The organism is Paenibacillus sp. BC26, from assembly GCF_900116125.1.
Classification (GTDB): Bacteria; Bacillota; Bacilli; order Paenibacillales; family Paenibacillaceae; genus Paenibacillus_Z; species Paenibacillus_Z lignilyticus.
The window spans coordinates 1,785,429-1,802,862 of sequence record NZ_FPAD01000001.1 but is presented as its reverse complement, the minus strand read 5'-3'; the positions used below and the strand labels follow the sequence as shown (position 1 = coordinate 1,802,862).

Sequence of the window (17,434 nt, the reverse complement as noted above, 5' to 3'; positions counted from 1 at the left end):
AAAGCCGCGGTGGAAATGAGCGTTAATGCTCATTCCTGCCGCGGCTTTATTTGATCAATCCAACAGAATCGGAGAAATCGCGACTCCCGAAGGGAAACTGCCCGTCGGCAGAATCGCTATCGGCAGTTGACTGGCAACCTCAATGACCGCAACGTAGCCAAAGGTAAGTATCGTCACATACACCTTCAAGCCATCCGCAGTAATGGCGATATCGCTCGTATTGCTGCCTGCGGGCAGCTCGATCCGAGTTAAAATTTCATTACGCGACAGATTGATGACCACGATCTCGTCGCCACCTCGACTCGCCACATAAGCTAATGCACCATCCGGCGTAATAACCAGCTTCTGCGGGTCATTGCCCGTATCCAGCTTTATTGTGGCCGCAATGACTTGCGAAGAAGTCCGAATGGCATAAACACGTTCAAATTGCACATCCGTTACATACGCGATTTCACCGTCCGGCGTAAACGCGATCGCGGAAGGTTTGGCGCCTTGTGGGAGCCTGATCGTCGATATAATGGCATGTGTGATTGTATCAACAACGACTATACAACCTTTGTTGATCAAGCAGCAATACGCCTTCTGTCCGTCCGGTGCGATGGCAACTGCAACGGGATCGCTGCCGGCAGGGAGCGGAATCAACTTGACGAGCGAACGCGTCTCCGTATCGATGACGACGATATAGTCCTCTACCATCGTCGTCACGTACGCTTTGCCGCTGTTACGCGACACAGCAACCGCTAGCGGCACGGCACCCACCGGGAACGTAATTTCCCCCGCGATGGTATGCGTGAGCGTGTTGATGATTTTCACCGTTTTGTCGCCTTGGCAGGTCACCAGAACTTCTCGCCCATTCGGGGTAAAATCCAGCTGCCGCGGGCTGCTGCCAACCGGAAACGGAATCGTCGCAACTCTTGTGTTGGTCGCTGTCTGAATAACCGTTACCGTGTGACCCGTATGGTTAGCGACATACGCGTGCATCATTTCGTCCATCAGCGAAGACATCACCTGCAAATTATGCTGGGCGATCATCTCCCCTTCGTCGTCGAGCTCCGCCATGGTAGCGAATACTTCACCGGCTGCCAGACCGTTTGCCGTAATGCTGACGCCAAATTGATCCAGTTCTTTGACCTCATGCCGGACCGTGAAGGTGCCGCTGGAATAACCGACAGGCTGCAGCTCAACGATAGCCAGCCTGCGCATAACAAGCTTCCCGTATCCCCCTCCTACTTGATCGCCGTTTACCGGATTGGAATCCGTTGATGCTGCCGCTTCGGTTGCAATCGTATACACTTGAATGCCTGCCGAAGCTTGCTGTCTTCCGCGATTCATGACCGTAATTCTAAGGCTCGCCGTTCGTCTTCGTTCTCGATTAATCAGCAGTCCAGTGTCCAAGATCGGCAAAGGGGACGCCTCCTCTACTCTTCCATTCCTCTATCGTATGAGATGCTAGAGAAAATGGCGCGAGACATATCACTATGTCAGGCTGGTAGATTGTGCAGGCTCGGTTGCATCCCGCACATTCACCCCAAATAAACGTCAATCGTGACATTCTCTTCGAATCCGATTGCTTGGTACACGCCTTGTCCCATCTTGCTTGCGAGCAGTACGGCAACTCTTCCGCCGGCAGCTTGGCCTTCCCGCGCGGCATGCGCAGTTAAGGCACTTCCTAACCCTCGGCGCCGATAACCTTCCAGTGTGGCTACATTATAGATGCCGATTGTATCTCCATCGTGGATCGCAGTCGCTGCCGCAACCGGCTGACCATCCATGAAGCCTATATAATGGCGGAACGCGGCGTTCTCGCCAAACGCTGCATCTTCGCTGATTTGAACGAGGGCCTCACCGGCTTCGCCTTCAAATCCAAATACGGGCAGCACGATTTCTCGAAACCAGTTCATCTCCGCCCGCGTTCGGATTGGCTTGATGTTTAACCCGTGAATTGCAGGCGAAATGTACGTCCAATCAGGCAATGAAACCGACATACCGGATAGGCTGTCTACCTTCTTAAGTCCGTTCTCTGCCAGTGCTTGCGCCAAATTCGCATGGTCGGCATCATGGGACCAAGTCAGCCAAGTGAATGGAACCTTGCGTGCCTGATAACCATTTATCAGTCTTTCGATATCTTCCTTGGTATCTTTGTCGGACAACGGTTGATGATAGGCGATCACGCTGTTATATAGCGGATGAGTAAGATCGGATTCATATCGCATGAGTTCCCGCGTTTGCTCCACCATGATGCGCTGACTTACAAGACTCAATTGTACGCGGGAGAAAATGACATTTTGCTTGATCTTCTCAGGCATGTTGGTCATATCGCTCAGCCTCTCTTTGTTTCGTTATTTATTAGTTACATAACTGGGACGAATATATAAACGTTCGAATCCTGCCCTGTGGTAGTTCCCGTAAGACTTATTCGCGCCTTCTTCCCCTGCGGACGGTTGCCCGGTTTCCGCGGTAAATCCGACTACACCTGCTGATATCCCATCGGTTAACCGCTGTTTAATTAATGCGTTCTGGGCTCCTCTGCCGCGATAGTCGGGCAATGTGGCATCTATACCAAACCAAGCCCAGTTGTGATCGATGAACATAGCTCCGCTTGCTACTGGAATTTGATTATCGTAAGCGACATACACTTGCCATTTGGGTCGTCCAACCAGCGCCGAGAACCATGGGATCACGGCCTCAGGCAAGCCGAACCCCGCTTGCACGACATGGCCGAAGTCTGCGGCAAGCTGCGGCTCAACCAGCTTTACTTCAAGAGCGGTTGGCATCGGATGATCTTCTGCAGGCAGCGCATAACGATAATATTTTGCGATACCGTTACCGGAAGGCTTCAGAGCTCTGGCTTGTATCCATCTCTGAATGGTTTCCGCCGGACGCGCTGTCTGAGCAATTTGCAAGGAGAAGCGCGGTGAAGCATGTTGATGCATCCATGCCATCGCTTGCTCCAACTCCGCACTGCTTACGGGCTCATCGATTCCTAATCCGAGAACTCGGTTGAATTCGCCAATCGGCGTCCCCTGATCGGCAATGGCTATGCTCGATCCCAAACGAGTAAATGAAACCTGGGCATGTTGGACATAATCTTGAGGGGCAACTGCAAATAAATCAAACCAAGCCTCTCGTTCTACCTTTTCAATTGCAAGATGTACATAACTATCAAGCACCGTGTTGATAGGGGTTCTTCCTCTCCGTTATTGCCAGATGATTTTCGCTCGTCAAAAAAGCACCGTTCGCAGCCGAACGGTGCTCCATCAGTGGAATAATGTTATGATTTCATACCTTTGAATCCCATGCCGTACACGCCCGGGATCGACGTCTCTTTGCCAAGGACAGCGGCCGCTTCGAGCGTCCAGTACGGATTACGCAGCATGCCTCTTCCAACAGCTACGAGATCGGCATCTTCATTGCCGACGACTGCGTTGGCAAGCGACGGTTCGTCCAGTCGGCCAACGGCGATAACCGGCACTTCCAAGGCATTCTTGATTGCTCTGGCCATCGGAACTTGGTAAGCAACATGCGTGCCCGGCCTGCCATGCGCGAGGATAGGACCTTCACCGCCGGAGCTCACGTGGAACATGTCTACTCCGGCATCGCGGTAGGCTCTTGAGAATGCGATGCTTTCATCAAGGCCATAGCCGCCTTCGACGTATTCTCGGGCTGAAATGCGCATGATAAGAGGCATGTTCTCCGGCATCGCGCTTCTAACGGCATGGATGACTTCGCGGCCGAACAACGTCAAATCCTTGCCATATTCATCGGTACGTTTATTAGTATACGTGGATTGAAATTGATGAATCAGATAGCCGTGCGCACCATGAATCTCTATGGTATCTACGCCGGCTTTGATCGCGCGTTCGGCAGCCTTTCTGAATTTCCCAACCATCGCTTTCGTTTCTTCCGTCGTCAAAGCCCTCGGTGTTTTGGACTTCTCATCGTACGGAATCGCCGAAGGGGCGACAGGAACTTCAGCATGCTCGGCTTTGCGTCCGGCATGAGCGATTTGAATGCCTACCTTCGCGCCGTATTCATGACACGCATCAACAATACGCTTGAGCGGCGCAATATGGTCATCGGACCACAAACCCAAATCGAAGTCCGTAATACGGCCGTCCGGCTCGATGTCGCTCATCTCGATGATCACCAATCCTGCTCCGCCGATCGCCCGGCTCACATAGTGCACGTAATGCCAATCTGTGGGTATTCCGTCGTTGTTTCTGACTGCATATTGGCACATCGGCGGCATGACGACTCGATTTTTCAGTTCCAAGCCTTTGATCTTAAAATCATTGAACAAATTGTACATAGATTCGCATGCTCCTTTATACCTTCAACTGCTTCACGGCAGTGGTATGGATTTAGTTATAGCGGCTGGTGGTGCTCCATCATGGTAACATTGCGATTTGGCAAAATGTACTACGTTTCTGTTTGGAGGGTCCTAACCATTCGTTATGACGGATGCGATTCAATAAAGCCTAACAACTGTCTGCAGACGGATTCTTCCCGTGTAATGACTGAGATTTGACGCGTCGCCCCAAAATCCGTAATCGGAATCGCTTTTATCGTATCCTTCTTCTGAATGATGAAGATTTCAGGCAAAATGGCAATACCCAGGTTAGCATGAACGAAACCGAGAATGCTTTGTCCCAATTCGATTTCCAGAGCGATGTCGAGCTCTTTCCCTCTTTCGGAGAATTCTTTCTCGACTAACATTCTTACATCGCAGCCTTCGGGAAGCATCACGAACGTATCATTTTTTATCTCATCAAACCGAACTTCTTCTTTATTGCCGTATACAGGATGATTTACATGAACGAATAGGAAGAACCGCTCCGTAAATGCAGGCGTTGTATAGAAGGGGTGCTTAACGCCTCTGTCATCAAAGAATGCGGCATCGAGATTGCCATTTTCCAAATTTGTCAGCATGTCAAAAAAACTATAAAAGACCCGTACTTTGATGTCCAACTTTGTCTCTGCTTGCAGATTGCCTGCTATTCGACCGGGCAAATAAATGGTGGCGATGCTTGGCCAAGAGCCGATGGTCAGCACGGTTTTGCCCTCATCTTGACTTCGCGTAACCTCCCGGCGCAGCGCATTTACTTCATTAAGGATACGTATGCTTCTCTCAAGCAAAATCTGACCTGCGGTCGTCAGCGTCACGCCGACGGATGATCGCAGCAATAATTGGGCTCCCAATTCATCCTCTAAGTTGCGGATCTGCTTACTTAGAGCAGGCTGGCTGATATGCAAAGATTCACTGGCCTTCGTTAGGCTTTTCGTTTCCGCCGTCTGCTGAAAGGCCTCCAGCCATTCTATTCTCATCTTCATCCCTCATAACTTTTGGTTACTCCCGACCAAACATAGCGGTAGTACAATCCGCAGATGCGGAGTGTTACAGTATGGATACAGCAAAAACAACGACAAATAAAACGTCGTTTCGTTCTTTGTTTGAACCGTTAATTGTCCAAGGCGGCGTCACGCGGAAGTGATGCATTGTTCTTGGTTATAGTGCGCTTCGCTTCAACAAATTATTTCGAATCGAGGAGTGATATATAATGACAAAACGTGTGCTTCTGGTGGTTACAACCGCCGATAAAATGAACGATAATGAACCGACAGGGCTATGGTTATCCGAATTTGGAGAAGCCTATATCGCTTTTAATAAAGAGGGTTATGAGGTTACAATCGCCAGCCCGTTAGGCGGGCAAGCGCCAATTGATCATAGAAGCTTGGAAGGCGCGTCTCAAGAAATGCTCGATACGGCCAACTATCTGACAGATACCCTGAAACTGGATCACGTAACCGACATCGATTCTTATGATGCCCTCTTCCTTCCCGGCGGGCACGGGACAATGTTCGATATGCCTGATAATGAATGGCTTCGGACCATCATTCGATCGATGTATGAATCGGGTAAAGTAGTCGCAGCTGTGTGCCACGGTCCGGCTGCGCTCGTCAATGTGCAACTATCGAACGGCACTTCATTGGTCGCCGGCAAAACAATTGCGGCTTTTACCGATGAGGAAGAACGCGAAACGACATTGGACAGATTTATGCCGTTCCTGTTGGAGACGCGGCTTCGTGAATTGGGAGCCAATGTGGTAGCAACACCTAACTGGACGATTAACATACAAGCGGATGCAAATCTCATTACAGGTCAAAATCCGCAATCCACAGAACAAGCTGCTAATGAAGTCATTCGATATCTGGGTGGCCAATCATAATGACAACAACAACAATCGAACGCACTGCAGGACAACAAGTAATCAAACGTTGGAAGATGCACCGTAATGCTTTGCTCGAGCTTGTAGCGGTATTGCCTGAATCAGGCGGATCCTGGCGCCCTTGGGAAGGTGGCATGACGACCGTTGAACTGGTGCACCACCTTGCTTTTACGCCTGATTTCTTCTTCTCTGCGATCGAGAAACGAGACATGATCATCCCGCCTCTTCCGGCGACATTAGCCGAAGCTCGCCAGCTCCTCGAGGAGCTTACCGCTGAACATGAACGCAAACTTGCTTCTTATTCAGAAGCCGACTTACTGAAAGACGCGACCATTAATGCCTTTAACGTTACAGAACCCATCGTGGAAGTACTGCATCGTTTAATCGGCCATGAGGCACATCACAAAGGACAGCTGTTCGTATATGCCCGCATGCTTGGGGCTGTTCCGCCATTTTATGCAGATATAACGGTGTAAACTGCAAAAGCCATGCAACCATTGAGGCCAAACAAATGCACGCAAAAAAAGATCGGCTAATCGCCGATCTTTTTTTGCGTTAGGCTTACACCTCTACGGCAATATGCGAGAACGATTTGAAATCGAATAACCCTTTGTCCGTCAGCTTCAAATGCGGGATGACGGGAAGCGTCAGGAACGATAAGGTGAGCAGCGGATTAAAATCCTGCGAGGCGCCGATCTCAGCCATCGCAGCCATCAGCTTCTTCAGCCCCTCGTTAACTTCCGCATATGGCCGATCCGACATTAATCCTCCAATTGGCAGCGGCAGTGAAGATAGTACCTCGCGGCCGTCCACGACCACGGCTCCGCCACCGATACGCGTTATTTCTTCGATTGCGAGCAGCATCTCATTGTCGGAAGCTCCGACAACCACGAGGTTGTGGGAATCATGCGCAACCGTTGTTGCAATCGCCCCTCGTGTCAGACCGAACCCTTTTACGATGCCAACGCCTACATTTCCGGTCGCCTGATGTCTTTCAATGACAGCCAGCTTCATGAAGTCGCTGGCTGCGGATGGCAAGAACATCCCCTCATCGTCCACGTCGACCAATTCGATGCGTTGGTTCGTCACAAGCGAATTCGGAATAACCTCAATGACACGGCAGCGATTACTTTTTAAAGGGATTGCAAGGTGAGCGGGTTCGACCGGCTTAACGTTAAGTCCAAGCAAATTGCAGCTCAGGCTGTCGATTGTCGTACCCGATGGCGGAAAAGCTTCTTCCACGATTATCCCTGCTTCCACAACGCAGCGTCCGCGCTTAAACACTTGATAAATCTTCACTTGTTCCAGATCATCGAGCAGCACCAAATCGGCTTGGTATCCGGCGGCGATCGCGCCATGCCGATAGAGTCGGAAGCACTCCGCCGCATTGATCGTCGCCATCTGAATCGCGGTGATCGGATCGAGCCCTTTAGCCATTGCGAGCCTTAAGATATGATCGATGCTGCCTTCGTTCAACAGATCGTCGATCAGCTTATCATCGGTAACGAATAAGCAGCGTCTTGCGTTTCTCGTCGTAACTACAGGCAGCAGCGCATCCAGATCCTTCGCGACCGTCCCTTCGCGGATCATTAAATACATGCCCAGATCAAGCCGATCCTGGGCCTCCTGCAAGCTGGTGCTCTCGTGATCGGTACGAATGCCTGCCGCCATATAGACATTCAAACCTTCTCGGCTAATTCCGGCCGCGTGTCCGTCCAAGAGGACGCCGGCCTTGTGGGTCGCTTCAAGTTTATGCAGCATTCGTTCCTCCGTATGTTCAACGGATGGAAAATCCATGACTTCGGCCAGCCCCAGAACATTGGGGTGGCTAAAGAATGGCTCCAGATGCACTGCATCGAGCCGAGCACCGTTGCTTTCGAATGGGGTTGCAGGCACGCATGAAGGCAGCATGACGTAACTGTCGATCGGCAAGCCTTCGGCAGCATCGAGCATATACTGAATGCCTTCTGTTCCAGCGACGTTCGCGATTTCATGCGGATCCGTTACGACCGTCGTGACTCCGTGCAATAGCGATACGCGAGCAAATTGCGGCGGTGTGAGCAGCGAACTCTCGATGTGAACATGACCGTCGATGAAGCCCGGCACGATATAACGGCCCTCTGCATCAATGATTTCTTTTCCCTCGTACATGCCGATACCGGCGATTATACCTCCAATGATAGCGATATCGCCTGTCATCATTTCTCCCGTAAAAACATTAACGATACGTCCGTTGCGGATGACCACATCCGCAGGCTCCTGTTTAGCCGCAACCCGGATAAGCGTACGCAAACTTGGTTGTTCCATCATTCCCACCTCTGTTTCGAGTAATAAAATAAAAAAAAATCCTGATCACAAAAACATGTATGCGAAATACACATTTTTGTAATCAGGATTTTACGGCTCCTGGTAGAGACCCTCAAACCATATTATTGAGGTTATACAGCTTGGTATCAAATTGCCGTAATTGTACAACATACGTCAACCTAAATTCAAGTATGTGCGCATTTATATTCGGATAAGAAGTGAAGCGCTGCGCTTCATTTCTTATCCGAATGGTTTCACTCAGTTCGTTAATGCCCCATCATCATAGCTGCGTCTGCTCCCGTTTCATCTCCGGCCTTTACTTTATCTTCATCCTTCAATCTTGGTTTGCGCAGAATGAGCGAAAGAAGGACACCTGCCGTTGCAATGCATGCGGACAGGAAGAACGTATCTCCATACCCCGCTACAACAGCCGTAAGTGGGTTTGCACCTTGCTCAGCGCTCTCCGAATGGGAAGTAATTTGCGAAGTCAGATACCCGGTAAGTCCGGCAACCGCGAAGGATACTACAACTTGCTGTGCAGCTGTGGTAAGCGGGGTGACCCGGCTGACCAAACGCCGAGGCGCTGAGTTTAAAACATGGGTATTCAGTGGCATCATGGAGAATCCCATCCCCAGTCCCATCATGCAGATGGATACAATTATTAGCCACAGACTGGTATCGACCGATACGGTGGATAAAATAAACAATGCAGCGGAGACGACAGCCAAACCACCGAATGCAAGCGGTCTGGCCCCGATTTTATCAAATAATCGTCCGCTGATCGGCATCCCAATACCTGCGCAAATCGCTTGCGGCATTAGGATCCAGCCGGTCTCTAATGCTGTGTAATGTTTTACACTTTGCAGGTAAAGCGGAACAATCAACATAGCGCCAAACAACGCGAGCTGCACGATCCAAGTCAGAATAATCCCGCGGGTAAAGTCCGACGATTTGAATACTTTAAGCTCCAGAAGCGGCTGCTCCTGCCTCAGTTCCACGAAGATAAACACAAGTAATGCGAGCCCGCCAACGATTAGCCCTGTAAGGGTAGCTGTTGAAGTCCAGCTTGTCCCCCCTTCGCTCACGCCGAAGGCAAGCATCGTAAATGCAATCGGAGCAAGGAACATGCCGATCACATCCAGATGAGGCGCTCGATGGCGATCGGATTTCGGCAAATATTTGACGCCCAGAAAGAATGCAACGATGCCAATGGGCAAATTGATAATAAAAATCCAATGCCAGCTGACCGAATCCACCAACCACCCTGACAAGACAGGACCAAATGCCGGCGCCATCAGCATCGGAATGCCTAATACGCCCATAATGGATCCGCGTCGTTCGGGCGGCGCAAGCTTAAATACCATAGCCATCCCTATCGGAGATACCATACCTCCGCCGAGGCCTTGAATAACACGGTAAATGATCAGTTGTTCCGGTGTCTGAGCAATACCGCATAAGAGCGAACCAATCGTAAACAAGGTAATCGTCAGAAGAAAAATCTGCTTAGAGCCGAACTTATCCGTCAGCCAGCCTGCAAGCGGAATGACAGCGGACAATGCAAGTGTATAACCGGTAACCGTCCACTGAATGGTCTTCAGATCCGTATCGAAATAATCCACCAGATGGGGAATGGCGTTATTGACCACCGTGCTGTCGAGAATAACCATAATCATTCCCACGATAATGGCCATTAGCGGCGCAATGATGGTTTTCAGAGAGAAGTCATCGTCTTTATTCGGTAAAGGTTGTGATGGTGTTCGTGCAGACATGTGCGCTCCACTCCTTTCTACTGCTGTTGATTAGGTTCCCCCTTGGCTGCAATAATAATTGATGAGCGGAACAGTTGTATCTGCCAACCATGCATGATTACGGATGTTATAGGCAAATAAGTTGTTAGACACATAAAAAGAAGCGAAGCGTATTACGCTTCACTTCTTAACGGCGAGGTCGAGGCCATTCTGCTATCGCCAATGTACAACCCGATACACGTTGCGCTTCCCTACATGTTGTTTAATCCGCGTGGCCACTCGTGACATTTTCACCACATCCGTCTTCCCTTTCGCATCTTTCGTTACGGTTAACCGCAATATGGTTCCTCGCAGTCTGGCGGTATGCTGAGGAAGCTCGGTAGACACGAAGTTCCCCAGGGAAGAGGCCGCTACCCGGTTTCTGATTTGTCCGTCGATGTCCTTTATCTTCGTCATTTTGATGGGATGCAGCACATGGGGATGGGCTCCCAGCACCACATTCACGCCATTTCTAAATAACAGCTGCATGAGCCGGAGCTGGCTCCGGTCAGGGTAAGATCGAAATTCTTTCCCGAAATGAAGGCAAGCAATAATCAGGTCCGTTCTGCGTTTTAAGCTGCGCACGTCCGCAATCATCTTTTTCCGATGTAGCCTGTTGACCATCCACGCTTGGGGCACCGCGATCCCATTCGTTCCTTTCGTATAAGCCACTATGCCGATTCGAATTCCTTTAACGTTCACAATCAGCTTCCTGCGCGCTTCTTGAGCAGAACGACTTGTGCCTGTATGCCGAAGCCCATGGCGATCTAGGACGCTAAGCGTCCGCTTCAAACCGGAGACTTTGCCGTCCATGCAGTGGTTATTGGCTGTACCTAATACATTGAAACCTAAGTTTCGAAGCGTAGCCGCAAATGGATCCGGGGAGCTGAACAGCAGTTTGCCGCGTGCCGGGCGGAACTTTGGACCGGAGAAGGTCGTCTCCAAATTGCCTATCGTTAAATGGGCATTGCGCAGATAGGGTTTCACTTTGGCAAAAATCGGAGCGAATCCGCCTTCTCGCTGAGCCGATGCGATCATCTTCTTCTTCATCAACAAATCCCCGACTGCCGCAATGGTGATTCTCATTCCTTCACCCACTCCTCTCACGTTATACCGCGTTATTCGATGGACGAGTGATCTGCTTGCAAGTTGGACCACCTTCAGCGCGTCAAATTGGACAAAAAGTAATCCGCGGAAAACCGCGGATTACTTGCTTTGCTCTCTATCTGGTTTCTCTGTGCAGCGTGACCTTCTTATGCGTCGGGCAATATTTGCGAAGCTCCAGACGCTGCGGATTGTTTTTCTTGCTTTTGGTCGTCATGTAGTTGCGTGTCCCGCATTCCGTACATGCCATCGTAATCGTTACGCGCATGATTATATCACCTTCCTCTATCCATAAGTTATGAATGAAGGCGTCTGGGTGACAATCATAAGTTAACGAAAAAACCTGCCTTTAGGCAGGTCATAGTAGCGTGATATGGGGAGTCAAACACTCTCTTCATAAGTCGAGAGAATGTTGCATTTCTTGCAACATTCCAATTCAGGAGACGGTCATTGCTGATCCTCACGCACGCATGCGCCGCCGTTGCACGAACCGTCGTAAATAAAAAGAGCCAAGCACATCCAGCTGCTTAGCTCTTCCCTATTATCTAACCTGTCGGACCGTCTGCGAACAATACGCGCAGCTCTTCCAGCCTCGCCAGCATATGTTTAAGCTCAATCGCCAGAAACTCTTCGTTAGCGGTTTCAAACGCTGTTTTCAGCTTCGTTAAACTCTCCGTTGCCTCCGGAAGCAGCTTGAACGCTTCTTCCGCATGTTTGTAAAAGGGATGGACCTGAACCGACTGCGGATCTGTCATCGATGTTCACTCCTTGCACGTATGTAGGTAGTCTATACTCTACCATTGCGCAAGCCATTTTGCAAAATCCTGACAGTTCAGCTGCCTCTATAGGTGCTGTATCCGCCTGGCGCGACCAGCAGCGGGATATGATAGTTGGAGCTCGAATCCTCGACAATGAATCGAACGGGCACTAGATTCAAAAACCGGATATCGCCGCCAAAATAGCTCCCTACATCAAACACAAGCTCGTACTCGCCGCTATGCAATTCCCCTCGACCCAGCAAAGGCGTATCCACTCGGCCATCTGCGTTCGTTTGTACTTCCTTAATCAGCTGCGGCGGTCTGCCAAGCGAGGAATGAACCCACAGCTGAATCTTCATCCCGGCGGCCGGCTTTCCTTGCGACGTGTCCAGAACATGCGTGGTCAATTGTCCCATCATGGCGACACGACCGATTTGGCGGAAGTATGAGCAGCCATCGCCTTTTGAAATTCAGCACTCTCCAGATCCGCTCTGGTCAGCGAGAATCCTTGAAACCCAAACGGCGGCCTCGGCTCCGTATATGCACCGGCTCCCGTGACCGAATCGCGGTCGACGATCGTTTCCCAAGTCCGGTTGTTGGATTCGAAGCTAACCTCCTCCAATTGCAGGAATCTGGTTAATAGCTGCAAGCCAATTTGACAAACCAAGTATTGAATAGACGGGGACTGGATCGAGTGGAACACGTGCTGAGCCAGATCACGTACTTGCTCCGCCGCTACGTACGCACCGCTATTCCCGTCGATAGCATCCGTCACCTTCGAATACCGCCAATTGATGTTCAAGAAAATAAATAAAGGCCGATCATAGCTTTCGGGCAACGTCGTATATTCATCGCGAATGAATCCGTAGAACGAGCTCCCGCTCACTTTAATAAGCTGCAAATCCGCAATGCCGCTGGCATGACTGACAACGACGGCTCCGGCATCAGCCGCACGTTTCATCCCTAGCGAAGCATGGGCATGTTCGTTGTGAGACCGGCGAAACACCAAACCGCTCTCGTTAAAGCCCCCATCACCGCCGACCTGAATGGACTGGAACGGAATGCGATCTGCAGCCATTTCAACGTCCGTTATGTGCGGGTATTGAGCGAGGAAAGCTTCGGCAACATACGCCAGGAAACCTTCCGTCGTACTGCCATCATAAGCAGCAGCATGCCTTAGAATGAAATTTTTCATCGAGTCGGTGGCCACGACATGCGTGTTATCCCCTTCACTGAACGAGCTCAGCAGCACCTCGCTGCTGACCGAGAACGTCACATTATGCGCAAAAATTATATTCGTTTCGCCACAATAGGGTGATTCCGGAATCGGCGTTACAGCAAGCGGAGCCGCATAGGTTCGATAGGCAAGCACATCGCCTTTGCCATAATAGAGCGTCCGTCCATCCCGAAGCTTCATCAAGCATCATCCTTTCCCCACAAGACTATTCATCAATTAAATCAATCAGGCGAAGCTGCGTAATTCGCTGAATTTCCAGCAGCGCCTGTCTTCGTTCCTGCACGGCGGAATGCTGCAGACGCTGCTGCATGGCTGCCAGCAGATCCGCTTTCGTTCGCCCGCGTACCGCCATTATAAAGGGAAATCCGAATTGCGACGTATAAGCTGCATTGAGCTGTGCAAATCGCTTAAACTCGTCCGGGGACAGCTCATGCAGCCCTGCCCCTTGCTGCTCGGCAGAGGAATAGGACGTCATGGTCATTCGAGTTGCCAAATCCGGATGCGCGCGAAACAGTTCGGTCACCCGTTCTTCCGGCGCATGCCGCACGACGGCCAACATCGCTTCATGAAGCTCGTTCACGGAATGAAAGGGCCTTGCTTCCCAAGCTTTCTCCGCTACCCAAGGCGAGTGCTCAAATACCCCTCCGATTTGACCGACGAACATCTCCTTACTGAGCGTATTCAGCTGCCATAAACTTATGCTCATGTCCAATACCCCGCATGTACGGCCGCAGTCTCCGCATCGATTTCCGGGAATGGCCCAATCACTTCGATCGGTTTGCGACCGCAGGCAAAGACGTCCCTGCAAGGCAGGTTCAACGTTAAATTCCGTTCATCCTCGCCGGTCAGCTCCGAAAGCCTGCTCTCCGACATGCCATATACGACTGTGCCCACATTTCCCCAGTAGATCGCTCCTGCACACATGGCACAAGGCTCAACGGACGTGTACAGAGTGAACTGCCAGAGCTGCTGCTTGGAGAAGGTTCGGGAGGCGTTCACCATTAAGGTCGTTTCCGCATGACCGGCGCAGCTGCCCGTGGTCACTTCCACATTGCCCTGCTCCAGAACGATGGCGCCTGACGGATCGACCAAGATTGCGCCAAAAGGCGTATTGCCTGAAGCTAATGCCTGCTTGGACACTTCAATGCTTTTACGCAAATAATACAGATGCCGCTCCTTCTCGTTCATGGCAGATCCCCCCTTTGTTCAATGAGCCGATGCACCGCGCGAATAATGCCTCCATAGCCCGTACACCGGCATAAGTTGCCGGACAACGCCTCTTCAACCTCTTCAAGCGTTGGATTGGGTTGTTCTTGCATTAATGCCGTCACCGAAACGATCATGCCCGGCGTGCAATAGCCGCATTGATAGCCGCCTTCTTCCAGAAAGGCTTGTTGGACCGGATGCAGTCCTTCTCCGCCTATGCCTTCAATTGTCGTAATGGCCTTTCCGTTACACTGATAGGCCATCGTCAGACAGGCATTGGCTGCTTTGCCGTCCACCAATACCATGCAGGCGCCGCATCGCCCGATTTCACAGGCTATCTTCGTACCGGTAAGCTCCAGATCCTCGCGGATAATCGCTAACAATCGTTTACTTTCGGGAACGTTCAATCGGACTTCTTCGCCATTGACGGTACAGTTAAGCGGAGAAGGAGACCATTGCTGAAGCTCGAATTCATTTTTCACAGGTCCCTCACCGCCTTCACCGAGAAAGTAGGCCGATTCAGCAGCTCAAGCGGATCGATCGGGAGCTTATTCAGACGTCTTCCGGTTGCATCATGTACCGCCGCCAGAATGGCGGGAGCCACGCCAACCGAACCGATTTCGCCAACGCCTCGCGGTCCGTAATCATCGCCTTCCGGCAGTTCCTCAATCGCCTCAACATGGACCATTCCGTTCGCATCCTTGATTGTCGGAATGAAGTAACTGTCGAGGTTCCCCGTCATGTAACGGCCTTCTTCCATGAGCGCTTCTTCGGTCAGCGTATAGCCAAGCGCCATGATGCTCCCGCCTTCAATTTGTCCCAAGTATCCTTGCGGATTAATGACCGGTCCGGCCGCAACGGCATGATACTGCTCCAGAACGTGGACGCGTCCTGTCAGCGTATTGACTTCCACCTTCGCGACTACCGCAGCGAACGTATACAAATAATGGGCTCCTGTCCTCGGATACGTCGTGGCAGGAAACGCGAACTTCGTCTCGGCGCGGATCTCTCGTCCGGCGCCATCGGCCAGCGCTTTGTAACAGAGCAGCAACTCACCGCTGTCATTGCCCTCACCCGCTTCGCCCTTGCTCCAAATCCCTCCTGCGCCAACACTGAGCCTCTCTTCGGGAAGCGCCAACAGTTCGGCCGCTGCGCCAAGCAGCCCGTTTATAAAAGGAGGCTTCAGCTGCTGCAGCGACTTCCACATCATCGTTGTCGCTCTGGATGCGGTCGTCGAGCCGCTGTCCGGCACCGCATCGGTGTCGCCGATAACGAGGCGCAGATCGGACGGCGCGAAGCCGAACTGTTCCAGCAGCATCAGTTCAAGGGACGCGAGCAAACCCTGCCCGCATTCCTCGTAACCGAACTGCGCTTCTATGACGCCGTCTCGGGCAAGCACCAACCTGCCGCCGGCAGGGTCGGGAATACCGGCTCCAAGCCCTGCCCCATGCATGATGAAAGCCGCTCCGATGCCGGTATGAAGCCAGGGTTGAGCCGGAGCGGACGGCTTCGACTGTTGCTTTTCCTGCCACAAGGGTGAAGCCGCGACCGCCTCCCATACTTGCCGAGCACCATCCGTTGGTGCAATCGGATGCCCGAACGGCCCCGGATCATCCTTTCTGCGCATATTGTGCAGCCGGAACGCCCACGGCTCCATTCCGCACGTCTCCGCCAGTCGATCCATCTGGCCTTCCAGCGCGAATATCGCCTGATTGCCGCCGAAACCGCGAAACTCGCCGGACATTCCGTTGTTCGTGTAAACAGAGACACTTTGTACATCGAGTGTTCCATATCGGTAAGGCCCGATCACATGCTCGGTGGCAAAATGAAGCACTTCCGCCCCAAGCGTCGCGTAAGGCCCGGTATCCGCGGTTATTGATACTTGATGAGCCAGAATGCTGCCATTGCCGTCAATGCCCGTTTTCATCGTAATCGTCATCGGATGCCGTTTAAGTCCGGCTCGCACGGACTCTTGCCTGGAATTGTGAATCTTAACCGGCCGATTCGTCTTGAGGGCCAGCAGCGCACCGTACGGCTGAACGTTCAGCTCATCCTTGCCGCCGAAGGAACCGCCGATCGGACTGGACAAGATACGGATGGCTGTCTCCGGCATCGCCGTAATACGCGATAGCTGTAACCGATCCATAAACCCATGCTGCGTCGGGGAGTGAACCGTCAGCCGTCCGTCAGCTTCCGGAACGAACAATCCTCCCTCGGTTTCCATGTACGCATGCATTTGTCGAGGAGAGATGTAAGTCTCCTCCACGATATGGACGCATCCTGCGAAGCCTTCTTCGATATTCCCGCGGGCAAAATCGGTTTGATGCAAAATATTCCCCTTGGCATGCAGCTTTACCGCATCTGCCGCCATCGCCTTTGAAGGACTGTCCATGATCGGCAGCTCTTCATAATCGACCTCGATTAGCGCCAGTGCCTGCTCCGCTTGTTGAGCCGTCTCCGCGGCAACGCAAGCTACCGCATCGCCAACGTAGCGAACTCTATCCCAGCACAGCACGGGTTGATCTTGAATCGCTATGCCGTACCCGTTCAAACCCGGGACATCCATATGCGTCAGCACCGCATGCACGCCCGGCAGCTGCTTCGCTTTATCGGTACGAATGGCCAGTATGCGCGCATGGGGATAGCGGCTGCGAAGCACGCGTCCAATCAGCATGCCCGGCGCCGTCCGATCCGTGAGATACGCAAGCTTGCCCGTCACTTTATCAGGACCATCGGGCCTGACTCGCCACCGCTCCTTGCCGTTGCTTCGGTTGAGCAGCATGTTCATCACCCTCCCGTATCGCTGAA

At 51.8% G+C, this 17,434-nt stretch carries 18 protein-coding genes and 1 riboswitch; of the genes, 2 read left to right on the top strand and 16 right to left on the bottom strand.

Going from position 1 to position 17,434, the window contains the following annotated elements:
• Window positions 1–54 precede the first annotated feature (54 nt).
• The 5 genes from BM412_RS07675 to BM412_RS07655 all read right to left on the bottom strand — a co-directional run bounded on the left by BM412_RS07675 (window position 55) and on the right by BM412_RS07655 (window position 5,325).
• Window positions 55–1,404 carry a beta-propeller fold lactonase family protein gene (locus BM412_RS07675; RefSeq protein WP_091215912.1) on the bottom strand — a complete coding sequence of 450 codons (1,350 nt, stop codon included), beginning with the start codon at window positions 1,402–1,404 and terminating at the stop codon, window positions 55–57.
• Window positions 1,405–1,523: 119 nt separating this feature from the next.
• Window positions 1,524–2,315 (bottom strand): GNAT family N-acetyltransferase, encoded by a 792-nt coding sequence (locus tag BM412_RS07670; protein ID WP_091215910.1) that lies wholly within the window; start codon window positions 2,313–2,315, stop codon window positions 1,524–1,526.
• Between the two features lie 24 nt (window positions 2,316–2,339).
• Complete coding sequence (locus BM412_RS07665) at window positions 2,340–3,053, bottom strand: GNAT family N-acetyltransferase (protein WP_143111575.1); 714 nt, start codon at window positions 3,051–3,053, stop codon at window positions 2,340–2,342.
• Window positions 3,054–3,271: 218 nt separating this feature from the next.
• On the bottom strand, window positions 3,272–4,309 hold the full coding sequence (locus BM412_RS07660; RefSeq protein WP_091215905.1) for an NADH:flavin oxidoreductase/NADH oxidase: 1,038 nt from the start codon (window positions 4,307–4,309) through the stop codon (window positions 3,272–3,274).
• Window positions 4,310–4,452: 143 nt separating this feature from the next.
• Window positions 4,453–5,325, bottom strand: coding sequence for a LysR family transcriptional regulator (locus BM412_RS07655; protein WP_177245699.1), 873 nt, complete (start codon window positions 5,323–5,325; stop codon window positions 4,453–4,455).
• Window positions 5,326–5,558: 233 nt separating this feature from the next.
• On the opposite strand from BM412_RS07655, the gene BM412_RS07650 reads away from it, so the two are divergent.
• Window positions 5,559–6,227 carry a type 1 glutamine amidotransferase domain-containing protein gene (locus tag BM412_RS07650; protein ID WP_091215900.1) on the top strand — a complete coding sequence of 223 codons (669 nt, stop codon included), beginning with the start codon at window positions 5,559–5,561 and terminating at the stop codon, window positions 6,225–6,227.
• Entirely contained in the window at window positions 6,227–6,703 is a 477-nt protein-coding gene (locus tag BM412_RS07645) for a DinB family protein (protein ID WP_091215898.1), read from the top strand. Before BM412_RS07650 ends, BM412_RS07645 begins: the two co-directional genes overlap by 1 nt.
• 85 nt (window positions 6,704–6,788) lie before the next feature.
• Here the strand turns inward: BM412_RS07645 and ade are convergent, their stop codons facing one another.
• The 11 genes from ade to pucD all read right to left on the bottom strand — a co-directional run bounded on the left by ade (window position 6,789) and on the right by pucD (window position 17,408).
• The gene (gene ade / locus BM412_RS07640) at window positions 6,789–8,537 is read right to left on the bottom strand and encodes an adenine deaminase (RefSeq protein WP_091215895.1); all 1,749 of its coding nucleotides are present in this window, start codon (window positions 8,535–8,537) and stop codon (window positions 6,789–6,791) included.
• A 56-nt stretch (window positions 8,538–8,593) separates the two neighbouring features.
• Window positions 8,594–8,693, bottom strand: a riboswitch (purine riboswitch).
• Window positions 8,694–8,800: 107 nt separating this feature from the next.
• A complete protein-coding gene (locus BM412_RS07635) occupies window positions 8,801–10,303 on the bottom strand; it encodes an MDR family MFS transporter (RefSeq protein ID WP_091215893.1) in 1,503 nt (500 codons plus the stop codon).
• A 192-nt stretch (window positions 10,304–10,495) separates the two neighbouring features.
• Window positions 10,496–11,407, bottom strand: a complete 912-nt coding sequence (locus BM412_RS07630) for a CapA family protein (RefSeq protein WP_091215890.1) — start codon at window positions 11,405–11,407, stop codon at window positions 10,496–10,498.
• A gap of 136 nt (window positions 11,408–11,543) precedes the next feature.
• Entirely contained in the window at window positions 11,544–11,693 is a 150-nt protein-coding gene (gene rpmG, locus BM412_RS07625; protein ID WP_091215886.1) for a 50S ribosomal protein L33, read from the bottom strand.
• Window positions 11,694–11,970: 277 nt separating this feature from the next.
• Window positions 11,971–12,180 (bottom strand): hypothetical protein, encoded by a 210-nt coding sequence (locus tag BM412_RS07620; RefSeq protein ID WP_091215883.1) that lies wholly within the window; start codon window positions 12,178–12,180, stop codon window positions 11,971–11,973.
• A gap of 77 nt (window positions 12,181–12,257) precedes the next feature.
• Complete coding sequence (gene uraH / locus BM412_RS07615) at window positions 12,258–12,602, bottom strand: hydroxyisourate hydrolase (RefSeq protein ID WP_218163127.1); 345 nt, start codon at window positions 12,600–12,602, stop codon at window positions 12,258–12,260.
• Window positions 12,599–13,600 (bottom strand): factor-independent urate hydroxylase, encoded by a 1,002-nt coding sequence (gene pucL, locus BM412_RS07610; protein ID WP_091215878.1) that lies wholly within the window; start codon window positions 13,598–13,600, stop codon window positions 12,599–12,601. Before pucL ends, uraH begins: the two co-directional genes overlap by 4 nt.
• Window positions 13,601–13,625: 25 nt before the next feature.
• A complete protein-coding gene (gene uraD / locus BM412_RS07605; protein ID WP_177245698.1) occupies window positions 13,626–14,126 on the bottom strand; it encodes a 2-oxo-4-hydroxy-4-carboxy-5-ureidoimidazoline decarboxylase in 501 nt (166 codons plus the stop codon).
• Complete coding sequence (locus tag BM412_RS07600; protein WP_091215875.1) at window positions 14,123–14,608, bottom strand: nucleoside deaminase; 486 nt, start codon at window positions 14,606–14,608, stop codon at window positions 14,123–14,125. Before BM412_RS07600 ends, uraD begins: the two co-directional genes overlap by 4 nt.
• Window positions 14,605–15,108: a (2Fe-2S)-binding protein gene (locus tag BM412_RS07595; protein WP_091215872.1), complete on the bottom strand. Its 504-nt coding sequence runs from the start codon at window positions 15,106–15,108 to the stop codon at window positions 14,605–14,607. Before BM412_RS07595 ends, BM412_RS07600 begins: the two co-directional genes overlap by 4 nt.
• Window positions 15,105–17,408 (bottom strand): xanthine dehydrogenase subunit D, encoded by a 2,304-nt coding sequence (gene pucD / locus BM412_RS07590; RefSeq protein WP_091215869.1) that lies wholly within the window; start codon window positions 17,406–17,408, stop codon window positions 15,105–15,107. The genes BM412_RS07595 and pucD overlap by 4 nt, the downstream gene beginning before the upstream one ends.
• Window positions 17,409–17,434 lie beyond the last annotated feature (26 nt).